At 36.7% G+C, this 21,934-nt stretch carries 17 protein-coding genes and 1 other RNA gene; 10 read left to right on the plus strand and 8 right to left on the minus strand.

What is annotated here, in order from left to right:
- Positions 1-344: 344 nt before the first annotated feature.
- Together asnS and rpoN are read left to right on the plus strand one after the other, a co-directional pair.
- Positions 345-1,793, plus strand: a complete 1,449-nt coding sequence (asnS, locus tag F3J23_RS02280) for an asparagine--tRNA ligase (RefSeq protein ID WP_167023463.1) — start codon at positions 345-347, stop codon at positions 1,791-1,793.
- A 160-nt stretch (positions 1,794-1,953) separates the two neighbouring features.
- Positions 1,954-3,417 carry an RNA polymerase factor sigma-54 gene (rpoN, locus tag F3J23_RS02285; RefSeq protein ID WP_167023466.1) on the plus strand — a complete coding sequence of 488 codons (1,464 nt, stop codon included), beginning with the start codon at positions 1,954-1,956 and terminating at the stop codon, positions 3,415-3,417.
- A gap of 142 nt (positions 3,418-3,559) precedes the next feature.
- On the opposite strand, the gene F3J23_RS02290 is transcribed toward rpoN, so the two are convergent.
- From F3J23_RS02290 to F3J23_RS02300, 3 genes are read right to left on the minus strand one after another with little or no spacing between them, the layout of a single operon-like run.
- Positions 3,560-5,185 carry an AMP-binding protein gene (locus F3J23_RS02290; RefSeq protein WP_167023469.1) on the minus strand — a complete coding sequence of 542 codons (1,626 nt, stop codon included), beginning with the start codon at positions 5,183-5,185 and terminating at the stop codon, positions 3,560-3,562.
- A gap of 58 nt (positions 5,186-5,243) precedes the next feature.
- Positions 5,244-5,918 carry a beta-carotene 15,15'-monooxygenase gene (locus tag F3J23_RS02295; RefSeq protein WP_167023472.1) on the minus strand — a complete coding sequence of 225 codons (675 nt, stop codon included), beginning with the start codon at positions 5,916-5,918 and terminating at the stop codon, positions 5,244-5,246.
- Entirely contained in the window at positions 5,911-6,402 is a 492-nt protein-coding gene (locus tag F3J23_RS02300; protein WP_002976998.1) for an RNA polymerase sigma factor, read from the minus strand. Before F3J23_RS02300 ends, F3J23_RS02295 begins: the two co-directional genes overlap by 8 nt.
- A gap of 187 nt (positions 6,403-6,589) precedes the next feature.
- Here F3J23_RS02300 and rnpB point away from each other — a divergent pair.
- An RNA gene (gene rnpB, locus F3J23_RS02305) (RNase P RNA component class A) lies at positions 6,590-6,913 on the plus strand.
- Positions 6,914-6,965: 52 nt separating this feature from the next.
- On the opposite strand, the gene F3J23_RS02310 is transcribed toward rnpB, so the two are convergent.
- Both F3J23_RS02310 and F3J23_RS02315 read right to left on the minus strand, forming a co-directional pair.
- Positions 6,966-7,835: a polyphosphate kinase 2 family protein gene (locus tag F3J23_RS02310; protein ID WP_167023475.1), complete on the minus strand. Its 870-nt coding sequence runs from the start codon at positions 7,833-7,835 to the stop codon at positions 6,966-6,968.
- A gap of 164 nt (positions 7,836-7,999) precedes the next feature.
- Positions 8,000-8,464 carry a DUF1573 domain-containing protein gene (locus tag F3J23_RS02315; protein WP_167023478.1) on the minus strand — a complete coding sequence of 155 codons (465 nt, stop codon included), beginning with the start codon at positions 8,462-8,464 and terminating at the stop codon, positions 8,000-8,002.
- A gap of 128 nt (positions 8,465-8,592) precedes the next feature.
- Between F3J23_RS02315 and F3J23_RS02320 the strand changes: the two genes are divergently transcribed.
- From F3J23_RS02320 to F3J23_RS02345, 6 genes are all read left to right on the plus strand, one after another.
- Complete coding sequence (locus tag F3J23_RS02320; RefSeq protein ID WP_167023481.1) at positions 8,593-11,208, plus strand: valine--tRNA ligase; 2,616 nt, start codon at positions 8,593-8,595, stop codon at positions 11,206-11,208.
- 86 nt (positions 11,209-11,294) lie between these two features.
- Positions 11,295-11,930, plus strand: coding sequence for a DUF4241 domain-containing protein (locus F3J23_RS02325; protein ID WP_167023484.1), 636 nt, complete (start codon positions 11,295-11,297; stop codon positions 11,928-11,930).
- Between the two features lie 63 nt (positions 11,931-11,993).
- Positions 11,994-12,884 (plus strand): ribokinase, encoded by an 891-nt coding sequence (locus tag F3J23_RS02330; protein ID WP_167023487.1) that lies wholly within the window; start codon positions 11,994-11,996, stop codon positions 12,882-12,884.
- A 90-nt stretch (positions 12,885-12,974) separates the two neighbouring features.
- A complete protein-coding gene (locus F3J23_RS02335) occupies positions 12,975-13,820 on the plus strand; it encodes a serine aminopeptidase domain-containing protein (RefSeq protein WP_167023490.1) in 846 nt (281 codons plus the stop codon).
- Complete coding sequence (locus F3J23_RS02340) at positions 13,817-14,461, plus strand: HD domain-containing protein (protein ID WP_167023493.1); 645 nt, start codon at positions 13,817-13,819, stop codon at positions 14,459-14,461. The genes F3J23_RS02335 and F3J23_RS02340 overlap by 4 nt, the downstream gene beginning before the upstream one ends.
- 38 nt (positions 14,462-14,499) lie before the next feature.
- Entirely contained in the window at positions 14,500-15,099 is a 600-nt protein-coding gene (locus tag F3J23_RS02345) for a hypothetical protein (RefSeq protein ID WP_167023496.1), read from the plus strand.
- Between the two features lie 40 nt (positions 15,100-15,139).
- Here the strand turns inward: F3J23_RS02345 and F3J23_RS02350 are convergent, their stop codons facing one another.
- On the minus strand, positions 15,140-15,370 hold the full coding sequence (locus tag F3J23_RS02350; protein WP_167023499.1) for a hypothetical protein: 231 nt from the start codon (positions 15,368-15,370) through the stop codon (positions 15,140-15,142).
- A gap of 180 nt (positions 15,371-15,550) precedes the next feature.
- Positions 15,551-16,441 (minus strand): DUF72 domain-containing protein, encoded by an 891-nt coding sequence (locus F3J23_RS02355; RefSeq protein WP_167023502.1) that lies wholly within the window; start codon positions 16,439-16,441, stop codon positions 15,551-15,553.
- A gap of 342 nt (positions 16,442-16,783) precedes the next feature.
- On the opposite strand from F3J23_RS02355, the gene F3J23_RS02360 reads away from it, so the two are divergent.
- Positions 16,784-19,969, plus strand: a complete 3,186-nt coding sequence (locus F3J23_RS02360) for a TonB-dependent receptor (protein WP_167023505.1) — start codon at positions 16,784-16,786, stop codon at positions 19,967-19,969.
- A gap of 255 nt (positions 19,970-20,224) precedes the next feature.
- Here F3J23_RS02360 and F3J23_RS02365 read toward each other — a convergent pair whose 3' ends face one another.
- Entirely contained in the window at positions 20,225-21,883 is a 1,659-nt protein-coding gene (locus F3J23_RS02365; RefSeq protein WP_167023508.1) for a ribonucleoside-diphosphate reductase subunit alpha, read from the minus strand.
- Between the last annotated feature and the right edge of the window lie 51 nt (positions 21,884-21,934).

A 21,934-nucleotide genomic window follows, 5' to 3' on the forward strand; every position in this document is an offset into this window, starting at 1 on the left:
AACAAAATATTAAGAATTGAATAAACAACAAGACTATCATTAAAAACTAATAACCTTTTTGATAAATTAAAAACTAATCCATGAAAACTTAGAATAAATTAAATTTATTCTTTATAGTGATAAGTTCTTGATCAATGCAGATTTTTATTGAAGTTCAGAATGTTTTTAAGGGAAATTGAAGATAAAGATGGAGAGAGCGTAACCTTAAAAAAAGACAGTTTTTCTGAACTGAAAGTTGAAATGCTTGTTAAATGATTTTTAAAGACAGCGCAATCATCAAGTTGCGCTGTTTTTTTGTAACTTTGCAGACATTAATTTTTATATAAAAAATTTATCATCAACAAATGAAAAAGCAAACGATCAAAGAAATCCTTAAGGATTACAAGAAAGTATTACATCATGACATTACAGTTTACGGATGGGTAAGAACATTCCGTGCTAATCGCTTTATTGCACTTAATGATGGTTCTACGATTAATAATTTGCAGGTAGTTGTTGATTTCGAAAATTTTGATGAAAATATCATCAAAAATATTAGTACAGCTTCTTCTCTTAAAGTAGTAGGTGAGGTAGTGGAAAGCCAGGGAGCAGGACAGTCTGTGGAAATTATTGCTAAAAAGATCATTGTTTTAGGAGATAACTTTACAGAAGAACTTCAGAGTACGATTCTTCAGCCTAAGAAACACAGTTTGGAGAAACTTCGTGAGCAGGCGCACTTAAGATTCAGAACGAACTTATTCGGAGCTGTTTTCAGAGTACGTCACGCAGTCAGTTTTGCTGTTCACTCATTCTTCAACCAAAACCAGTTTTTCTATATCAATACACCGGTAATTACGGGTGCAGATGCAGAAGGTGCAGGTGAAATGTTTGGAGTAACCAATTTTGATCTGAACAATATGCCAAAAACTGAAGATGGTGAAATTGATTTTGCACAGGATTTCTTCGGAAAAAAGACAAACCTTACCGTTTCAGGGCAGCTTGAAGGAGAAACTGCAGCAATGGGATTAGGTAGAATTTATACATTCGGACCTACTTTCCGTGCCGAAAACTCGAACACAACAAGACACCTTGCAGAGTTCTGGATGATTGAGCCGGAAGTTGCTTTCAACAACCTTGAAGACAATATCGACCTTGCTGAAGACTTCCTGAAATATGTAATTCAGTATGTATTGGATAACTGTAAAGATGATCTTGATTTCTTAGACAAACGTTTTGAAGAAGAACAAAAAACAAAACCTGAAAAAGAAAGAGCAAAAGAAGGTCTTATCGAGAAGCTTCAGAATGTAGTGGCTAAGCGTTTCAAGCGTGTGAGCTATACAGAAGCCATTGAAATCTTACTGAACTCAAAAGAAAACAAAAAAGGGAAATTTGCTTATCCTGTTGAAAAATGGGGAACCGACCTTCAGTCTGAGCATGAAAGATATCTTGTTGAAAAGCATTTTGAAAGCCCGGTTGTATTATTCGACTATCCGAAAGAGATCAAAGCTTTCTATATGAAACTGAATGATGATAACAAAACGGTTGCAGCAATGGATGTTCTTTTCCCAGGTATCGGTGAAATCATCGGTGGATCGGAAAGAGAAGCAAGATTAGATGTTTTAAAACAAAAAATGGAAGATATGCATGTAGATGAACACGAACTTTGGTGGTACCTTGATACCCGAAAATTCGGTTCTGTACCGCATGCGGGCTTTGGTTTAGGATTGGAAAGGCTGGTTCTTTTCGTGACAGGAATGACGAATATCAGAGATGTGATTCCTTTCCCGAGAACGCCGAAAAGCGCTGAATTCTAAAACAATAAAAAAAAGCCTTAATTGAAAGTTAAGGCTTTTTTTATTAATTAATAGTTTATTATATTAAGATGCATAATGCAAAAATCATGCTAAATTTGTTTTTTGTCAAATAAATTTATTAAATTCGTAGAATATGTTATGTTAAAACGCAAATAGGAATATGCTTAAACAACACTTACAACTCAAATTAGGACAGAAGCTGGCCCCTCAGCAGATCCAGTTGATGAAGCTTATCCAGCTTCATACTCTTGAATTTGAAGAGGAGTTGGAGAGAGAGTTAGAAGAAAACCCTGCTTTGGAAATTGCAAAGGAGGATTCTAAGGAAGATGAATATTCTTCCCTGGAAGACGCTTATCAGGATGAGGGTACAGAAAGCATTGAGACAGATTTCGACGTCAATGAATATATCTATGATGACGAACCAAGCTATAAAACTGCATCCAGCAACTACTCTCCGGATGATGAAGAATTTGACAACGAGAGCCTTTTAACAGAAGGACAGTCGCTATATGATTATCTGATGGAGCAGATCCATCTGGTGAATATCAGTGATGAAGATCTTAAGATTGCAGAATATCTTATCGGAAACTTAGATACGGACGGATACCTGAGAAGAGAGATTAAATCTATTGTAGATGATCTTGCTTTCTCACAGGGAATTTATACTACAAAAGAAAAGATAGAGGATATCCTTGAGAATTATGTACAAAAGCTGGATCCTTCTGGTGTAGGTGCACGGGGACTTCAGGAATGTTTACTGCTGCAGATTGAAAAGAAAGTAAGTTCTGATAAAGCGGTTTCTTTAGCAGCCAATATCTTAAGACATCAGTTTGATGCCCTTACGAATAAGCATTATAACAAGATCATTCAAAAATATGATATTGAAGAAGACGATCTGAAAGATGCTTTGGATGAGATCTCTAAATTATCCCCTAAAGTAGGAGGGAATTTTGATACACAGACCATTACGATCAATCAGGAAATTATTCCGGATTTTGTGATTCAGGTAAAAGACGGGCAGGTAATTCCGATGCTGAACAGTAAAAATGCCCCTACTTTAAGAGTTTCTGAAGAATACAAAGATATTCTGACAACCTATTCTCATGATAAAAATTCATCAGAACATAAGCAGGCTGCATTATTCATCAAACAGAAACTGGATGCTGCAAAATGGTATATTGATGCTATTAATCAGCGCCAGAATACATTATTACAGACGATTACTGCGATTGTAAAATTCCAGAAAGATTATTTTATTACAGGTGATGAAAAATCTCTGAAACCAATGATCTTAAAAGATGTCGCAGACATTACCGGATTTGATATCTCTACCATTTCAAGAGTAGTAAAAAGCAAATATGCCGATACTCCAAATGGGATCGTCTATCTTAAAGATCTGTTCTCGGACAGCTTAACGAATGATGATGGAGAAGAGGTTTCTACAAAAGAGATTAAAACCCATCTTCAGGAAGTAATCAGCAAAGAGAATAAGAGAAAGCCACTTACAGATGACGCTCTAGTGGTAATCCTAAAAGAACAGGGCTATAATATTGCCAGAAGAACGATTGCTAAATATCGTGAACAACTTAATATTCCTGTTGCAAGATTAAGAAAAGAACTTTAAAACATAAAAAAGCATTTCGATCCGAAATGCTTTTTGTTTTTATAATAGGTTAGCTTTACAACTTTCTAATTTTCTTCTTCACCTTCTAAACCTTCTTGGCTTCCTTTGTCTTTTTACCTTTTCACCATTCAGCCTTTTTGTATCAGTTCTGCTTTGCGTTTTCCATCCCCAATTCTTTCATTGAGATCTCCCGCATTTCAACCTTTCTTATTTTCCCCGAAATTGTCATCGGAAATTCATCTACAAATTTCCAGTATTTTGGGACTTTATAGTGGGCAATTCTTCCTTTACAATATTCCTGCAGTTCTTCTTCAGTGATCTTGAATCCCGGTCTTACTTTAATCCACGCCATTACTTCCTCTCCGAATTTTTCACTTGGAACTCCAATGATCTGAACATCCAGAATATGCGTGTAGGTATATAAAAAGTCTTCAATTTCTTTAGGAGAGATATTTTCTCCGCCACGGATAATCAGGTCTTTTATTCTACCTGAAATCGTGATGTATCCGTCTTTGTCCATTACAGCCATATCGCCGGTGTGCATCCAGCGGGCTTCATCCAGAACTTTTTTTGTGTTTTCGGGATCATTCCAGTATTTTAACATCACAGAGTATCCTCTTGTACAAAGTTCACCATGTTCACCACGTTTAAGAATCCTTCCGTTTTCATCAATGATCTTTATTTCAAGGTGATCCTGAACGGTTCCCACAGTGCTTACCTGTTTGGCCAATGGAGTTCCAATCAGCGTTTGAGTAGATACAGGAGAAGTTTCTGTCATTCCGTAACAGATACTCATTTCTTTAATATTCATCAGGCTTTCTACCTTTTTCATGATTTCCGGAGGGCAAACAGAACCTGCCATAACACCTGTTCTTAGGCTTGAAAAATCATAAGTATCAAAATCTTTTACAGCCAGTTCGGCAATAAACATGGTTGGTACACCATATAAAGAGGTGCATTTTTCGTCAGAAACAGCTTTTAAAGTAATCTCCGGATCAAAGCTGTCATTGGGTATAACCATACACGAACCATGAGCTGTGCAGCATATATTTCCGATAACCATACCAAAACAATGGTAAAACGGTACAGGAATACATACACGGTCCTTTTCCGTATACTTTAATCTGATACCGATAAAATAGCCATTATTCAAAATATTATGGTGAGAAAGAGTAACACCTTTTGGAAAGCCGGTGGTTCCTGAAGTGTATTGAATATTAACAGGATCATCGAATTGTACGTGCTCTTCAAAGCTGTGAAGCACTTCATCTGAAATATGCTGTCCGTTATTGACAAAATCTTCCCAGTTGTCATCAAAGAAAATTTCATGCTCAAGAGTAGGGCATACTTCTTTAGCATATTCTACCATTTCTTTATAATTACTGGTTTTGAAGTGTAATGCAGAAAAAATAAAACGAACTTCAGACTGATTAAGTACATACGTTAACTCATGGGTTCTATAGGCCGGATTGATATTCACTAAAATGGTTCCTATTCTCGCAGTGGCATACTGTAAAAGTACCCATTCATAGCGGTTGGAAGACCAGATCCCGATTCTGTCGCCGGCCTTTGCCCCTAAAAAGAGTAAAGCTTTTGCAACCGCAGTTGTCTGATTATAAAATTCCTGATAAGTAGCTCTGTAGTTCTGATGAACACAGACGAGTGCTTCCTGATGAGGGTGTTTTTCGACAGTACTTTTAAGATTTCCTCCGATAGTCTGTCCTAATAATGGAACCTCAGAAGTTCCACACACATAAGATAAGGGCATAGTTTAAGATTTGGTGGAATAAAATTAATCATTATATCCCGAACTATGCCTATGTATATTAATTTTCCTGAGAATCTATTTCTCTAAGCTGTTTCAGATTTTTATCAAGCTTTTTAATGATGGTCCCGTAAACAAGTCGGTAATAAACCCAGATCATAGATACGGCAAGTAAAGTGCTTACAGTAATCCCAACAATAATGATGGTAAGATTGGAATTGGTAGGCTGTATATTCTGAGAATCTAGAGTGTAAAATATAAAGGCAACCAGTACAAAAGTGAATACAACCAGCAATACAATACTGATCAGGATAAAAGCATTTACGGTTGTCTTGAACTTGATAATACGGGTAATAAGCCCTTTCAGATTCTCCTCAATCTTTATTTTTCGATAATTCTGATAGAATTTCAGGACAAAATAGGCAGTGACCAGTAAGCTTAAGACTTTAATGGCTAAATAGACATGACCGAAATTACTTTCCACTTCAGGAGCTTCCTGAGCGCCAAGCCTTTCAAGCATTTTACGGAAACTGTCGGATTCCTCTTCCGGGAAAAGGTAGAATAATCCTAACACGGAAAAGAACAGGAATTCAATGACACTGATCCAGAAAATATACTTTACATAATTGCGTGATTTTCTATTCAACATCTGGAGGATCTCACTGTTGTCGTATTTAGGCTGAACAGGCTGTTCCTGCCATGTTTTCTTAAAGCTGTCTAAATCAAATTCAGGCATATTTTTCCATCTGTTCTTTTAGGGTTTTCTTTAATCTGTTCATTTTCACACGTGCGTTGACTTCAGTGATACCGAGGTTTTCTGCAATATCCTTGTACGGCAGGTCGTCAAGGTACATCATGACAATGGCTCTTTCCACATTAGGAAGAGTCTTGATTACAGTATACAAAAGTGATACCTGTTGCTGTTTTTCATCATCATCTTCCACAAAATCCCTGTGGTTGATATCCAGCTCGTTGGTAGGAAGACTTTTGCTTTTTTTTCTAAAGAGGGTAATGGCTGTATTGAGCGCTACACGGTACATCCATGTGGAAATCTTGGAATTTCCTTTAAAAGAATCATAACTTCTCCAAAGCTGTAACACAATTTCCTGGAAAAGATCTTCTTCATCTTCCAGAGAATTGGTGTACAAGCGCGATACTTTAATAATCAGACCCTGATTATCTTTAATAAGCTGCGCAAATTCTTTTTCCCTGGAATCCATAGATATATAAAGACACGAAGATAATAATAAAGTGGTAATTAGTGAAAAATTATAATGCAAAATCTTTAAAAGGTAAAAAAGCGAAGAAAATATATTAGTAAATTAAGATCATTTGGACAAGGTTCAGCCATTCAGCCATTTCACTGTTTTGCCTTTTTAACACGAAATTTACGTATCTTTGCAACCGCGAGAAAATCGGCTTGTTGATTTCCTTTTATAAGGAGGTAGGAAAGTCCGGACACCAAAGAGCAGCAAAGCGGATAACATCCGTCACCCGCGAGGGTAGGACAAGTGCAACAGAAAGCAAGTACAGTTCGGCTGTAGTGAAACCAGGTAAACTCTTTGCGGTGCAATGGTAAGTATATCGGTTCTTTTCAGTAATGGAAATAGGGGCGGCTCGTCCTGAAAACCGAGGGGTAATCAGCTCAAGTCTTGCAGCAATGTAAGACGTAGATAAATAACAGGCACTTCTTCGGAAGTACAGAATCCGGCTTATAGATTTTCTCGTGATTTTTTAATGATATCCAATAAAATATCCCCAGTTTTACCTGAGGATTTCTTTTTTACTCGTTTTCAAGAGTATTCTTGGCATTTATGAGTTCTTGTTTGTCTTTATCAGAAAGTGTAGGATACTTGAGATTCATTTTTTCAAGAGTATCAATGATGATCTGAACAGCGGCAACCCTTGCAAACCACTTGTTATCAGCCGGAAGTACATACCATGGTGCATGTTCTTTCGCAGTTTCGTTGATTGCAGTCTCATAGCATTCCATATATTGATCAAATAATGCTCTTTCAGGAAGATCGCCTGCTGAGAATTTCCAGTTTTTTTCCTGCTCGTTGATCCTGTCTAACAGTCTCTTTTTCTGCTCGTCTTTCGAAACATGTAGAAATATCTTTATAATGGTTGTTCCGTTTTGAGCAAGATGTTTTTCAAAATTACGGATACTTTCGTATCTGTTTTCCCAGAATTTACCATCAAAGTCTTTTACAGAAGACCATGTTTTCTCATTTAAATTATATTCAGGATGTACTTTGCACACTAAAACATTTTCATAATGAGAACGGTTAAAAATTCCGATCATTCCTTTCTGAGGGAGTGCCAGATAATGTCTCCATAGAAAATCATGAGAATATTCTTTGGAACTTGGTGTTTTGAAGCTGGTTACATTACATCCCTGCGGATTTACACCTCCGAAAACATGCTCTATCATACTGTCTTTTCCTGCTGCATCCATCGCCTGAAGAACAACTAGCAGCGACTGGCTTCCGTCAGCATAAAGTTTTTCCTGTAGTTCGCGGAGCTTTTCTTTTTCCTGAATTAATAACTGAGCTCCTTCTTCTTTGGTGAGCTTTCCTTTATATGAAGTTGGCGTTTTTTTTATTGAAAATTTTCCGGTTATCTTGAAGTCGTCTGAGAAATTAGTGTCCATATGTTTTTTAAGATTAAAAGATTAAAAGATTAAAAGATTTTGGCTATCGTTACAAACTTAGACACAGGGTATCTCATATCTGGTTTCTAACCTCTATCCTAACATAAATGTAATAAAAAAACCGCCTCATTGGAGACGGTTCTTTTATTTTTTTTGAGTAGAGCTTAGTTTGCAGCAGCCTTTTTAGCAAGTTTTGCAGCTTTCTTCTCTGCTTTAGCAGCTTCTTTCTGCTCAGCAGGAGTCAATACTTTTGGTTCAGGAGCGTTAGCATCTACGTTACCTTTGATGTAGATTACACTTCTGTTGTTGGCAGGGTCATTAGAGAAAACCTCGATCATTTTGTTGAAAGGCCCAGGGATAGCAGTGTTGTATCCCACCTTGATCTTAGCAGATTTTCCCGGCATGATCGGATCCTGGCTGAATTCAGGAGTCGTACATCCACAAGAAGGCTTTACGTTTGAAAGGATCAAAGGCTTATCACCAGAGTTCGTTACCGTAAAGAATCTTGTACCATCGGCATTAGGCTTAATAGTACCGTAGTCAAAAGTAGTTTTATCAAACGTAATAGTTTGTGCAGATGCAAGAGCAAATGTTCCGAATAATGCAATTCCTGCGATTAATTTCTTCATATTCTTGAATGTTAATATGTTTGTTAGATAAATTTTGTGAAACAAAGTTAAAAATTATTTTAATTCATGCTTAAAAATTTTTTTCTTTAGACTATTTTTGCAAATTGCAAGCCAAAGAAATAGAATTTATGCAGATTTCAGAAAAGTACAATCCACAGGAGACAGAACAAAAATGGTACAATTACTGGTTGGAAAACAAATATTTCCACTCAGAACCTAATGACAAACCACCATATACCGTGGTCATCCCTCCGCCAAACGTGACGGGGATATTACACATGGGACATATGTTGAACAATACCATTCAAGATGTTCTGGTCCGCCGTGCAAGAATGCGCGGGTTTAATGCTTGTTGGGTTCCGGGAACAGATCATGCTTCCATTGCTACCGAAGCTAAAGTTGTTGCTAAATTGAAGTCTGAAGGAATCAATAAGTCAGATATTACCCGTGAACAATTCCTTGAACATGCATGGGAATGGACACATAAATATGGAGGAACAATCCTTGAGCAGCTGAAAAAATTAGGATGTTCATGTGATTGGGACAGAACCCGTTTCACCATGGAAGATAAGCTTTCAGAACAGGTTATCAAAACCTTTGTAGATCTATATAACAAAGGATTGATCTACAGAGGGTACAGAATGGTAAACTGGGATCCTGAAGCAAAGACTAATATTTCGGATGAAGAGGTAATATTTAAAGAGCAGAACGGAAAACTATATTTCCTTAAATATAAGATTGAAGGCTCGGAGGAGTTTCTTTCCGTTGCTACCACACGTCCTGAAACAATTTTCGGAGATACGGCCGTATGTATCAATCCTAATGATGAGAGATATGCTCATTTAAAAGGTAAAAATGTAATCGTACCTATCGTAAACAGAATAATCCCGATCATTGAAGATGAATATGTAGATATTGAGTTCGGGACAGGAGCATTGAAAATCACTCCGGCTCACGATACTAATGACTATGAGATCGGGCAGAAGCATCAGCTGAAAATGATTGATGCTCTGGATGATGACGGAAATCTTAATGAGCACGGACTTCATTATGCCGGAAAGAACAGGTTTGAAGTAAGAAAGCAGATCGCTAAAGAATTAGAAGAGAAAGATCTTTTGTTAAAAGCAGAAGACTATGTAAATAAAGTAGGAACATCTGAAAGAACAGGAGCGGTTATTGAACCGAAAATTTCTGTACAATGGTTCTTAAAAATGTCTGAAATTGCTAAACCAGCATTGGATGTAGTAATGGATGATGAGGTTAAATTCTATCCTGAAAAGTTTAAGAATACCTATAAACACTGGATGGAAAACATCCGTGACTGGAATATTTCCCGTCAGCTTTGGTGGGGGCAGCAGATTCCTGCTTTTTATTATGGAACAAATGATGAAGACTTTGTAGTTGCTGAAACAGCAGCGGAAGCTTTAGAATTGGCAAAACAGAAGACCGGAAACCAGGAACTTACTCTTGAAAGCTTAAGACAGGACCAGGATACATTAGATACATGGTTCTCTGCATGGTTATGGCCAATGTCTGTATTTGAAGGTCTTTTAGATCCTGAAAATAAAGATATCAGTTATTATTATCCTACATCTGATCTTGTAACGGCACCGGATATTATTTTCTTCTGGGTAGCAAGAATGATCATGTCCGGATTAGAATTCAGAAAAGAAGTTCCGTTCAAAAATGTTTATTTCACAGGAATTGTAAGAGATAAACAAAGAAGAAAGATGTCTAAATCTTTAGGAAATTCTCCGGATCCTATTGAACTAATGGAAAAGTATGGTGCAGATGGAGTACGCGTAGGAATTCTATTGAGTTCAGCCGCAGGAAATGATCTTCTTTTTGATGAAGATTTAATGCTTCAGGGAAGAAATTTCATGACTAAAATCTGGAGTGCATTCCGTTTGATCAATATGTGGAACCATGAAGATAAGCCGGCAATTGCTACAGATAATCAGGCTATCGAATGGTTTGAAAATAAATTGAACAAAACCATTGTTGAAATTAATGATCAGTTTGAGAAATTCAGAATTTCTGACGCGCTGCATTTGATCTATAAACTAATTTGGGACGATTTTTGCGGTTGGTATCTTGAAGCGATCAAGCCGAACTACGGAGAAGGAATTTCTAAAGAGGTATATGATAAAACAATATATTTCTTTGAAGAGTTGATGAAGTTACTTCATCCATTCATGCCGTTCCAGTCTGAAGAGATCTGGCAATTGATTTCAGAAAGAAGTATTGATGAAGCTCTTGTAATTGCTCAGCAGAAGAATGCAGATCACTTTAATGAAGAAGTCATTAAAAACTTTGAAATCACGGCAGAATTGATTTCGGGCGTTAGAAATTACCGTCAGACAAAAGGAATTTCGCCAAGAGAAGCTGTTGAGGTATATACCAATGCCTCAGAATTTGCCAATGAAGCAGTGGTAAGAAAACTGGCTAATGTTTCTGAAATCCATTTCGGACAGAAAACAGATAAGCCAAGCTTTACTTTCCTGGTGGGAGCAACTGAAGTTTCTATTCCTTTAAGTGAAAACCTGGATCTGGCAGAAGAAAAAGCCAAAACGGAAGAAGAATTGAAATATTTAAAAGGATTTTTGGTTTCAGTAGATAAAAAACTTTCCAATGAGAAGTTTGTTGCCAATGCAAAACCTGAAGTGGTAGAGGTAGAGCGTAAGAAACAAAAAGATGCTCAGGATAAGATTGCGATCCTTGAAGAGAAACTGAAAAGTTTGTAAAATATAGACAACAAAAGTTTGTCAGAATCTCAGGCTGGATACAGATGAAAATTGTATCCAGCCTGATGGTTTAAAGAATAAATACAATGACACATATAGAAAACATAAAAAAACTATTCTCGAAGGACTTTGTTGAAAGTCCGCTGCTCGAAAGTTTTGAAGTAGGGAAAATCTATCTTTCCAGTGGGAAACTGGTGGCCTGTGATCCTTTGATCACCAATGATATGCTGCCTTTCTCAACAGAATTTCCAAAAGGAGATTTTTCTGTAATGTTACACAAAGAAAGAGAAAGCAACTGTGTAGCTTATGCAGAGATTATATTTGGCAATTCAGAAATTAAAGAATGGAAACTGGCTACTACAGCCGGACAAAATGTAAAAGATCTTGCGGAAGAAGAAGTATTCGGGTATCCTGTGGAAAGCGGAATGGGCTGTTTTATGGATGTTGACACACAGAATAGCCTTAATGATCTTGAACAAAAATTATATCATAGCAAAGGAGTAGATTTCATGGGGATTTATGAAGAATTCTTTCATGACTATTTTTTTGATGAAAACGGAGCCATAGATCAATATGCCTTCCTGAAACCTGCAAAAGAACACCCCGGAACAATATTTGGTTTTGAAACCGGATATGGAGAAGGGTTTTATGCAAGCTACATCGCTTATGATAAAGATCAATTACCAGTGAAGATAATTACTGAATTTATAGAAATAAGTTAGTAAAAATTAGTTATTTTTGAATCACAATTTTGGCAGGTATAATTTAAAGCTAATTAAAACACAATGAATTTCTCATCAGAACAACCCCGTATTATTGTTGTAGGCAGCTCATCTATAGATTTGGTTCTTGAAACCGAAAAACTCCCTTTACCTAACGAGACTGTTTTAGCCGTTAATTCAGATAGCTATTTTGGAGGAAAAGGTGCCAATCAGGCCGTAGGTACAGCCAGATTGGGAGCAAGTGTTTATTTTATAGGTTGTGTAGGAATGGATCCTCTCGGACAGCAGATCATGAGAAATCTTGTGAGTGAAAATGTGAATGTAGGTTTTGTTTATGAAACGGATCAGGATGCAACAGGCACGGCTTATGTTACAACATCTCACGGAAATGCTGCCATTGTAGTAGTACCTGCAGCTAACAAATACCTTAGCAAGTCACATATAGATGAGGCAGAGAAGTACTTTCATACTGCAGATCTGGTACTGGTACAGCTTGAAGTATCTATGGAAGTAGTAGAGCATACCGTTAAAAAAGCTAAACAATATGGTAAAAAAGTAGGATTGTATGCTTCCCCTGCAATGAGAGTGAGTGAAGGAGTTCTGGAAAGTGTTGATTTTATTGTGGCCAAGAGCAGTGAATTATATACTATTTTTGGAGAAGAAAAGAGAGAAGAGGTACTAAAGAAATATTTCAATAAAGTTTTTGTACGAGATGATACAAATTCAACCATTTATTTCGATGGTACAGAAATGAAGTATTACAGAAATGATAAGGATGAAATGGTATATAAAATGGGAATGGGCGATGCATTTACTTCAGGATTTGCGATAGCACTCTGTCATGGTAATTCTATTGAGGATTGTGTGAAATTCGGAAATGAAGTATCATCTAGGGTCTCAGGAGGTAAAGGTTCCCAAACAGGATTGCCAAAGATCTCAGATTTCTCTTTTTAAAGTTATTTACGACATATCAAAAGTCTGAAACTTAACATGAAAATATAAGGAAAATGTCCACTTTTATAGTGGATTTTTTCTTTTTAACCTATGGAAAAACTAATACTTACCACAGAAGACCATGTTCCTATTACAGCTCATATTTTTATACCGGAAAAAAATAATGGGAAACTCTTGCTGGTTAATTCTGCTACAGGCGTAAAACAGCAGGTTTATTTTTCTTTTGCCAGTTATTTTGCAGAACAGGGATTTACAGTTATTACCTATGACTATAGAGGAATAGGACTTTCCAAACCAAAATACATGAAAGGCTTCCAGGGTTCTATGAGAATCTGGGGCTCCAGAGACTATAAAACGCTGACTCAATATATTAAAACAACCTTTCCGGGATACAGAAAATACTGCTTAGGCCATTCTGTAGGCGCATTGATTCTTGGAATGAATGAAGATTCCGGAATGTTCGAAGAATTTATTTTTGTAGGAACACAAAATGCCTTTGTAGGAAATCTTAAAGGAATGACAAAAATTGAAGCTTATTTAGGATTTGGAATTGCCCAGCCATTAACCACTTCATTATTAGGGTATTTTCCTGCGCATTGGTTCGGGCTTGGAGAAAGTCTGCCAAAAAATTGTGCATATGACTGGAGAACCTTAATTTTAAACAAGAAATCAACCAACAGGTTGTTGGAGAAAATTGATGATTATTCTAAAAATTTAACACAGAAAGTTTTTGTAATTCGGGCTGAAGATGATATATGGCTCACGGAAAGAGGAGTATTGAGCCTATTAAACGATACCTATTCTAATCTTAAACCGACTTACAGGCTTGTGAAAACTTCGGAATCCGATAAAAAAGAAATCGGGCATGTTAATTTCTTTAGAAGCTACAACAGTAAACTCTGGGATATTATTTTAAATGAACTGATAGATAAATGAAAAGTACAATCGAGAACACAATAGCATTTGTAAAGGAAAAATTGGCAGGAGCAGAAGCGGGACACGACTGGTTCCATATTGAAAGAGTATGGAAGCTGGCCGCTAAAATAGCAGAAACCGAAAACTGCGATAAAGAAGTGGTAGAATTATCCGCACTTCTTCATGATATTGCGGATCCAAAATTTCATAACGGAGACGAGACCATTGCCCCGAAGATATCCCGGGAATTTTTGGAAAAACAGAAAGTATCTGAAGAAACCATTCAAAAGGTTTTATTTGTGATTGAAAATATTTCATTCAAAAACAGAGATCAGGCTCCCGCAGATCCACCCATTGAACTTAAAATTGTTCAGGATGCTGACCGTATTGATGCTATTGGAGCTATCGGAATAGCAAGAACATTTAACTTCGGAGGTTTTAAGAATAATCTGATGTATCATCCTGATATAAAACCCAAATTGGGAATGTCTAAAGAAGAATATAAAAAATCTAACGGAACAACAATCAACCATTTTTACGAAAAATTATTGCTTCTGAAAGACCTGATGAATACCGAAGAAGGCAAGAAAATAGCCGAAGAAAGGCATAATTATATGCTGAATTTCCTCGACCAGTTTTATAAAGAATGGAATGTGGATTAACATTCCTTTGAAAATTCTTAAATCAGTATCTTTGCAATATGGTATTTTTCATTTTTGTTATCTTTTGGGCTTGTATAATCTCTCTGTTTTTTTCTAAAATAAAATCGGGAAGAATAGCCAAATGGGCAAAACTGTTCCGGATTCTGACGGTCGTGGTTTCAATTTCCATCTTTGCATACTGGTTCATCAAAAAGAGTGCGGTGGCATTTGTGGATAACTCTGTAGGTTTGCAGGTGGTTAATAAACTTCCGCAGACCTTGGATTTTTATCTGATCAATGTAAATAAAGCAGATAAAACAATAACTCTTGTTCCTAAACATATCGGAAAGATCCGTCCGGAATATTACAGAATAGAATATCTTAAAATGGATAAGTCTGATGAATACTGGATTGTAGGTTACCTTGGAAAGAAAAATCTGGTCTATTTTTCTCAACATTCTGTTCCGAATAAGAATATTGATCAGATTGTAGAAGTGCAGAATTACATCAACCAAAGTATGAAGCTTTCTGAAGCTGCTAAAAAACAGGTGGATGCTTATAATTATGAAAATACAAAACTGGGTATCTGGATCACACTGGATTTTCTCCTTTTATTCCTTAATCTTGTATTGCTGTTGAAGAAAAATAAAAACGGATAATAAGTAACAAAAGAAACTTAATATCCGTTATATATTGCAGCTAAGGGTAATCAAGGATCTGCATAATCTGCTCCTTAAATTCCTCAGGACAGCCTTTGATCAGCTTATCTTTATTCTGTTTACTGATATCTTTAGGCTCCAGCCATTCCACATTGTTAGAGTTCAGACTGTGATTATCGTAAATCCTTTTTATGGTATGATTGTCATAAAAAATATATTCGTCACCAAGCCAGCCATTTGAGATACTGATTTTACAAATTTCCTTTTCCATGTTATTTATTTTTAAAGTATATAGTGTTTAGTGAAATACACTATACTCTAATGTATGAATTTTTCTTTAATGAAAGGTGTTTTGTCAGTATTGAATGATAAATTAAAATTAGTATATTTAAATCTTTTTGTAATTGATTTATTACTTGTTTTTTGAATAAATTCAGTTTTTTATTATTAGTTAAAAAAGTGTTCCCGTACTTTCCGTTGCCATTTTCGGAATATGAAGATCCGTTTTCCATTCCTCGTTCAGTTTTTTTATGAAATAGGCGGATAAAAGAGGAGAAGCTTTTTCAATGTTCTGGTGTACAAAGAAGTAAAGATTCTGAAGACCTTCTTTCTTCCATTTCGTTAAATGCTTCAACCAGTCATCCAGTCTTTCATAATCACTTTCTGCGTTGGCCCCCACGTATCGGATAAATGCATTGGGAGTAGTAAGGCGCATATGCAGCATATCTCTTCTTCCGGCAGTGTCTACAATAATATTTGTGATATTATGGGCTTCAAAAAGATTGCATGTTGTATTAAGAATATCTTCATCTGTAAACCATTCTGTATTTCGTAATTCTATGGCTAAAGGAACTTCTTTCGGCCATTCTTTGACAAACTTTTCGAGCCTGTCATAATCTTTTGGTTTAAAATTATCATGCAGCTGAAGGAAAGCCATTCCCAGCTTTTCATCAAAATTCATAACTGCTGAAGCAAAATGAGTAACAGGTTCTGTTACATCAATCAATCTTTTGAAATGAGAAACTGTATTGGTGATTTTTGGGAAGAATTTAAAATTTTCAGGGGTTTTCTCTTTCCATGTCTGTACCTGGTCCGGAGTAGGCATTCCGTAGAACGTAGCATTCAGTTCTATGGAATTAAACTGTGTGGAATAATAGGTAAGCTCATCCTTTGTTCCCTTCGGATAAAAACCTTTAAGGTCAGTTTTATTCCATTTGGCACATCCGATGGAAATATTTTCCAGCCCCTTTTTATTAAGGCTCAGAATTTCTCGTGTTTTAGGATGATCTTTTGGAAGTGTAAAATCTATTTTTGAAGGGTCTTCTACTTGTCCGAATTTCATATCTGTAGTTTTATAGTATTAAATAATCAATACAAATATAACCCAAAAAAATCATAGGACCTTCCAGGATGTTGGGTGAAAATAATTGAACAGAAAAATGCTGTTCATTAAGAATATTTTCAGGAAAAGTTTCCCGGAATTTATCTTTTTTATGGACTGAAATGACTTGAATTGCCTTTCTACTGCTGTTTTTTATATGAAATTATTCAAGTATACCCTAATATCCGGATTAAGTTTTTTTTAAGGAAATGTTAAACATTCTGTTACGTAATGTTAATTTTATGTTACCATACTTCATGTTTACTAGATCTAATTTTACGGCAAGTTTTTAGCGATTAAAATATGAAGAAAAAAATCATCTGTGCTTTTGCTTTACTATCATTTGGGTTTGCATTTTCACAGGAAACCAGCTCTAAAATTTTTGGAAGATTAAAAGGAATCTCTTCCGAAGTTACAGTAAAGGTAGTACACATACCTACCAATAGTACCTTTGAAACTAAAAGTAACAGCAAAGGGCAGTTTAGTTTAGATAATCTTCAGCCGGGAGGGCCATATAAAATTGAGATTTCTGACGGATCGCAGATTATTTATGAAAATCCTAATTTGCAGCTTTCTTTAGGGAGTAATGATTTGCCCGTAGTAGAAGTTGGAAATAAAGAAAAAACCATTGATGAGGTAAAAATTACTTCTAAAAAGACCAGTGTAAAATACGGAGTGGGTATCAGCCAGGCTCAGATTTCCGGTCTTCCTAATATTAACCGCGGAATTCAGGATGTAACCAAACTTGTTCCTCAAAGTGCCAATAACTCTTTCAACGGAACCAATTTCCGTTATAATAACGTTACTATTGACGGATCTATCAATAATGATGCAATTGGTTTCAGCCCTTCACTGGGAGGTCAGACAGGTACCTCTGGGATGCCTGGAAGCAGCACACGTTCCAATTCTATAAGCTTAGATGCCATTCAGGATGTACAGGTGTATATTGCTCCCTATGATGTAAAACTGGGAAATTTCCTTGGAGGAAGCATCAATGCGGTAACCCGAAGTGGAAGTAATGATGTAACCGGATCTATCTATGCTTATGGAAGAAATGCAGCTATTACCGGTCGAAATAGAGTGGGAGATAATTCTAAAATGCCAAGTGCTTTCGAAGACTTTATCTACGGTGGAAGGGTCGGATTACCAGTAGTGAAAGATAAAGTATTCCTGTTTACCAATCTGGAATATACAAAAAGAACAGATCCTGTATTTTATAATGCCAATGATCCAAATGCTCTGGTAACGGAAGGTGTAGCACAACAGATTTCCGATTTTGTACGAAATAAATATGGATTCAATGTAGGAAGCTTTAATCAGTACAATAACTTCTCTGAAAGCTCCAAGCTATTCAATAAATTAGATTGGAAAATTAATGATAAGCATACGTTATCCATCAAAAACAATACTGTATTTTCCCATGCATCCAACCTTGAAAGGGATGGTGCCAACTTCAGATTTGCGAGCATGGACTTTATTCAGAAGAATACTGCTTCTACAACGACACTTGAGCTGAAAAGCCGTTTTAATGATAAATGGAGTAATAATTTAGTAGTTGGATATTCTTCCATCCATGATTACAGAGATCCTACTTCAGGAAACTCAATGTTCCCACAGGTAGAGATTACGTATAACGGAGGAACGATCTTATTGGGGAATGACAGGGAAGCAACTGTTTTCAACATGAAACAGAAAACATTTGAAATTACGGATAACCTTACCTATAAAACAGGAAATCATACCTTCTTGCTGGGAACCCATAATGAATTGTATAATATTGATTACGGTTTTGTGAATGCCCTGAACGGAAGAATTTCCTACAAAAGTCTGAATGATTTTTTCAACAGCAATCCAGCAAGGATCAGAGGAACATATCCTTTCAACGGAGAAAGCAGACAAGCTCTTTTTGATAATCCGTATGCTCAATATAAAGTGAATCTTTTTTCTGCGTATTTACAGGATGAGATCAATTGGGGAAGAGTGAGACTGACTCCGGGAGTTCGTGTGGATTATACTGATCTTCCGAACAAGCCGCAGCTAAGTCCGCTGGTTAATAACTCTCCTCAGGATCCTAATTATGGGAATACCTATACTTATACTCCGCTTAGCCAGCTTACCAATACTTACCTTAATAAGCCGACATTATCTCCACGACTTGGATTTACCATCGATGTTACGGAAGACAGATCCATGGTGTTGAGAGGAGGTTCGGGTATTTTTGTAGGAAGAATTCCATTTGCATGGCTGGGGTATGCTTATTATAATGACGGAGTTGGTTTTGGAAGCTATGATTATAACGCTCCTACTGCGGGACAGCTTGCTGCCAACGGAGATCCACTGGTAAGTTCGAATTTCCCTAAATGGCAGAACTCCTCAAAAGTACAGGTAGACCTTATCGATAATAACTTTAAAATGCCACGCGTATGGAGAAGTTCATTAGCTTTTGATTATACTCTTGCAGGATATAAACTGACTTTGGAAGGTATTTATACAAAAGTACTGTATGATCTGAAATTCCAACAGGTGAACAAAACGGATAATGTGACGTATTACAGCTATGATGTGAATCATGAAATGCCGATCTATACAACCAACATCAACAGTAATTTTTCCAATGCTTATCTTTTATCCAATACTAAAGAAGGATATCGTTACAATTTAACTGCACAGCTTTCAAAATCATATAATTTCGGATTCAACTTCTTTGTAGCGTATACCTATGGAGATGCTAAAGATATTACCAATGGAATCAGAAACTCTATGGAAAGTAACTGGCAGATGAACCAGTCTCTGACTCCTAATGACCCTAAACTGACAACATCCAATTTTGCCATTAAAAACAGAGTGGTAGCAAATCTTGGATATGCCTTTAATATTTCAGACTCCAACAAACTATTTACCAACGTATATTTCAATGCACAGTCCGGAAATCCTTTCTCATGGGGATTTGTGAACAGTACAATCGCCAATACGGGTCAGGCGGCAGGACTTGCTTATATCTTTAAAGATGCTGCCGAAGCTGCAAAATATATTGTTCCTATAAAAGACGGAGCAGGAAATGTTGTGGTAAGTGCCCAACAGCAGATTGCAGATTATGAAAACTTTATCAACAGCAACGACTATCTGAAGTCCAGAAGAGGGAAGTTTACGGAAAGAAACGGAGATGTAACTCCTTGGAATATTCAGGCAGATATCAAAATTATGGATGAAATCAGGCTAAATCCGAAATCTAAGAGCAATATCCAAATCTCTTTAAGCATCATCAACTTCACCAATCTGTTAAATAAAAACTGGGGTAAAGTGTATTTTGTACCTAATACTTTCAACTCTACTGCAAGTGTAGGACTTACAAAAGTCGGAAACGTGGCAACAGGCCAGCCTTCAGCCGGAGATCCTACTTATAACTTTAAAACACCGGGATTACCTTACACGATCGATCAGTTTGCGTCAAGATTCCAGGCGCAGCTGGGGGTTCGATATAATTTTTAATAACTATTATATTACTTCATACAATTCTTTTTCAAAGGTTCGGATTTTCTTTCCGAGCCTTTTTGTTGTATATAAATGCTGAATGCTAAGGGATAAAATATACAAGTTATAATTATTCAACAGAAACAGGTTAAAGCCCATTTTTACAAAAGAATTCATCTATCGGTTTTAGCCCAAACACTTATTAAAATCCAAAACGACAAAAGCACCCCTTTCGGCGTGCTTTTGTAAATATAGCGTGTTTATTACTTGATTTTATGCTTCACAGCTTGAACAAGAAACGAAGTTTACCATCATTTCTTTTGATACTGAAGAACTTCTTTGGTAATAAAGTGTTTTTACTCCTTTTTTCCAAGCTTCAATATAAAGATAATTAACATCTTTTACCGGCATTGTAGAAGGAATCTGAAGGTTCAGAGATTGAGCCTGATCAATGTACTGCTGTCTCTGTGCTGCCTGAGAAATAATTTCCATTGGAGAGATCTCTTTGAAAGTTTTGAATACTGCTTTTTCTTCAGCAGTAAGCTCATTCAGATGTTGTACAGAACCATGGTTCAACATGATTGTTCTCCATGTTTCTTCGTTATCCAATCCTTTTTCTTCCAGCAATTTTGCTAAATACTTGTTCTTACGCATAAAGTTTCCTTTAGCAAGACCTGCTTTATAGTAGTTGGATGAGAAAGGCTCAATTCCCGGAGAAGTCTGTCCTAAGATCGCAGAACTTGAAGTGGTAGGAGCAATAGCCATTGTTGTGGTATTTCTTAACCCGTATCCTTTCAATACTTCCGGTTCTCCGTATATGTTGGCAAGCTCTCTGGAAGCCTGCTCAGCCTGTTCTTTGATATGTCTGAATGCTCTTGCATTGAACTGAGTTGCTTCAAAGCTTTCAAACGGAATCATATTTTTCTGTAAATAAGAGTGGTATCCTAAAACCCCTAATCCAAGCGCTCTGTGACGCATAGCAAAGTTTCTCGCTCCCTGCAGATAGTAGTTGCCTTCAGTTTTATCGATGAACTCAGATAATACCGCATCAAGGAAGTATACGGCAAGTTTTACCGCATCAGTGTCTTTCCACTCATCATATAATTCAAGGTTCATAGAAGACAGACAGCAGATGAAAGATTCTTCCATTGTGGATGGAAGCATGATTTCAGAGCAAAGGTTACTTGCATTTACAGTCATTCCCAGGTCTTTATAAACCTGAGGCTTGTTTCTGTTTACATTGTCTGTAAAGAAAATATATGGAAGTCCTTTTTGTTGGCGGCTTTCCAATACTCTTGCCCAGACTTTACGTTTTTCCATATCACCGTCAATCATATCCTGCATCCAGTAATCCGGTACACAAACTCCTGTGAACAGGTTTTGGATTGGGCTGCCGATGTCTTTGATAGATAAGAATTCTTCAATATCTCCGTGGTCAATATCTAAGTAAGCCGCAAAAGCTCCTCTTCTTACGCCTCCCTGAGAAACAACATCCATTGCTGTATCAAAAAGCTTCATGAACGAAACGGCTCCTGAAGACTTTCCGTTGTCAGTTACTGCAGTTCCTCTGTTTCTCAATTCTCCAAAATATCCTGAAGTTCCACCTCCGATTTTGGTTTGCATGATCACCTCACCCATTTTGTGGGTAATTCCTTCAATGCTGTCCGGAATGTGAACGTTGAAACATGAAATAGGAAGACCTCTCTGTGTTCCCATATTTGCCCATACCGGAGATGAGAAACTGATCCATCCTTTTGTGATCATTTCTTTGAATGCCGGCTGAAGTTCCGGTTTGTATAACCTTTTTGCAGCAGCAGTCGTGATTCTGTCGATAGCTCCGTCTACCGTTTCACCTTTCAACAGATATCCTCTGTTCAACATCTGCTCAGACTCTTCGTTGAGCCACCATATATTTGAATTTTGCTCTTCCATAGATGTTATATTTTCGAATTCCGGAATGAGGGTATCACTCCGGAATTTTGT

This window comes from Chryseobacterium sp. Tr-659 (assembly GCF_011752975.1).
In the GTDB taxonomy this organism is placed as follows: Bacteria; Bacteroidota; Bacteroidia; order Flavobacteriales; family Weeksellaceae; genus Chryseobacterium.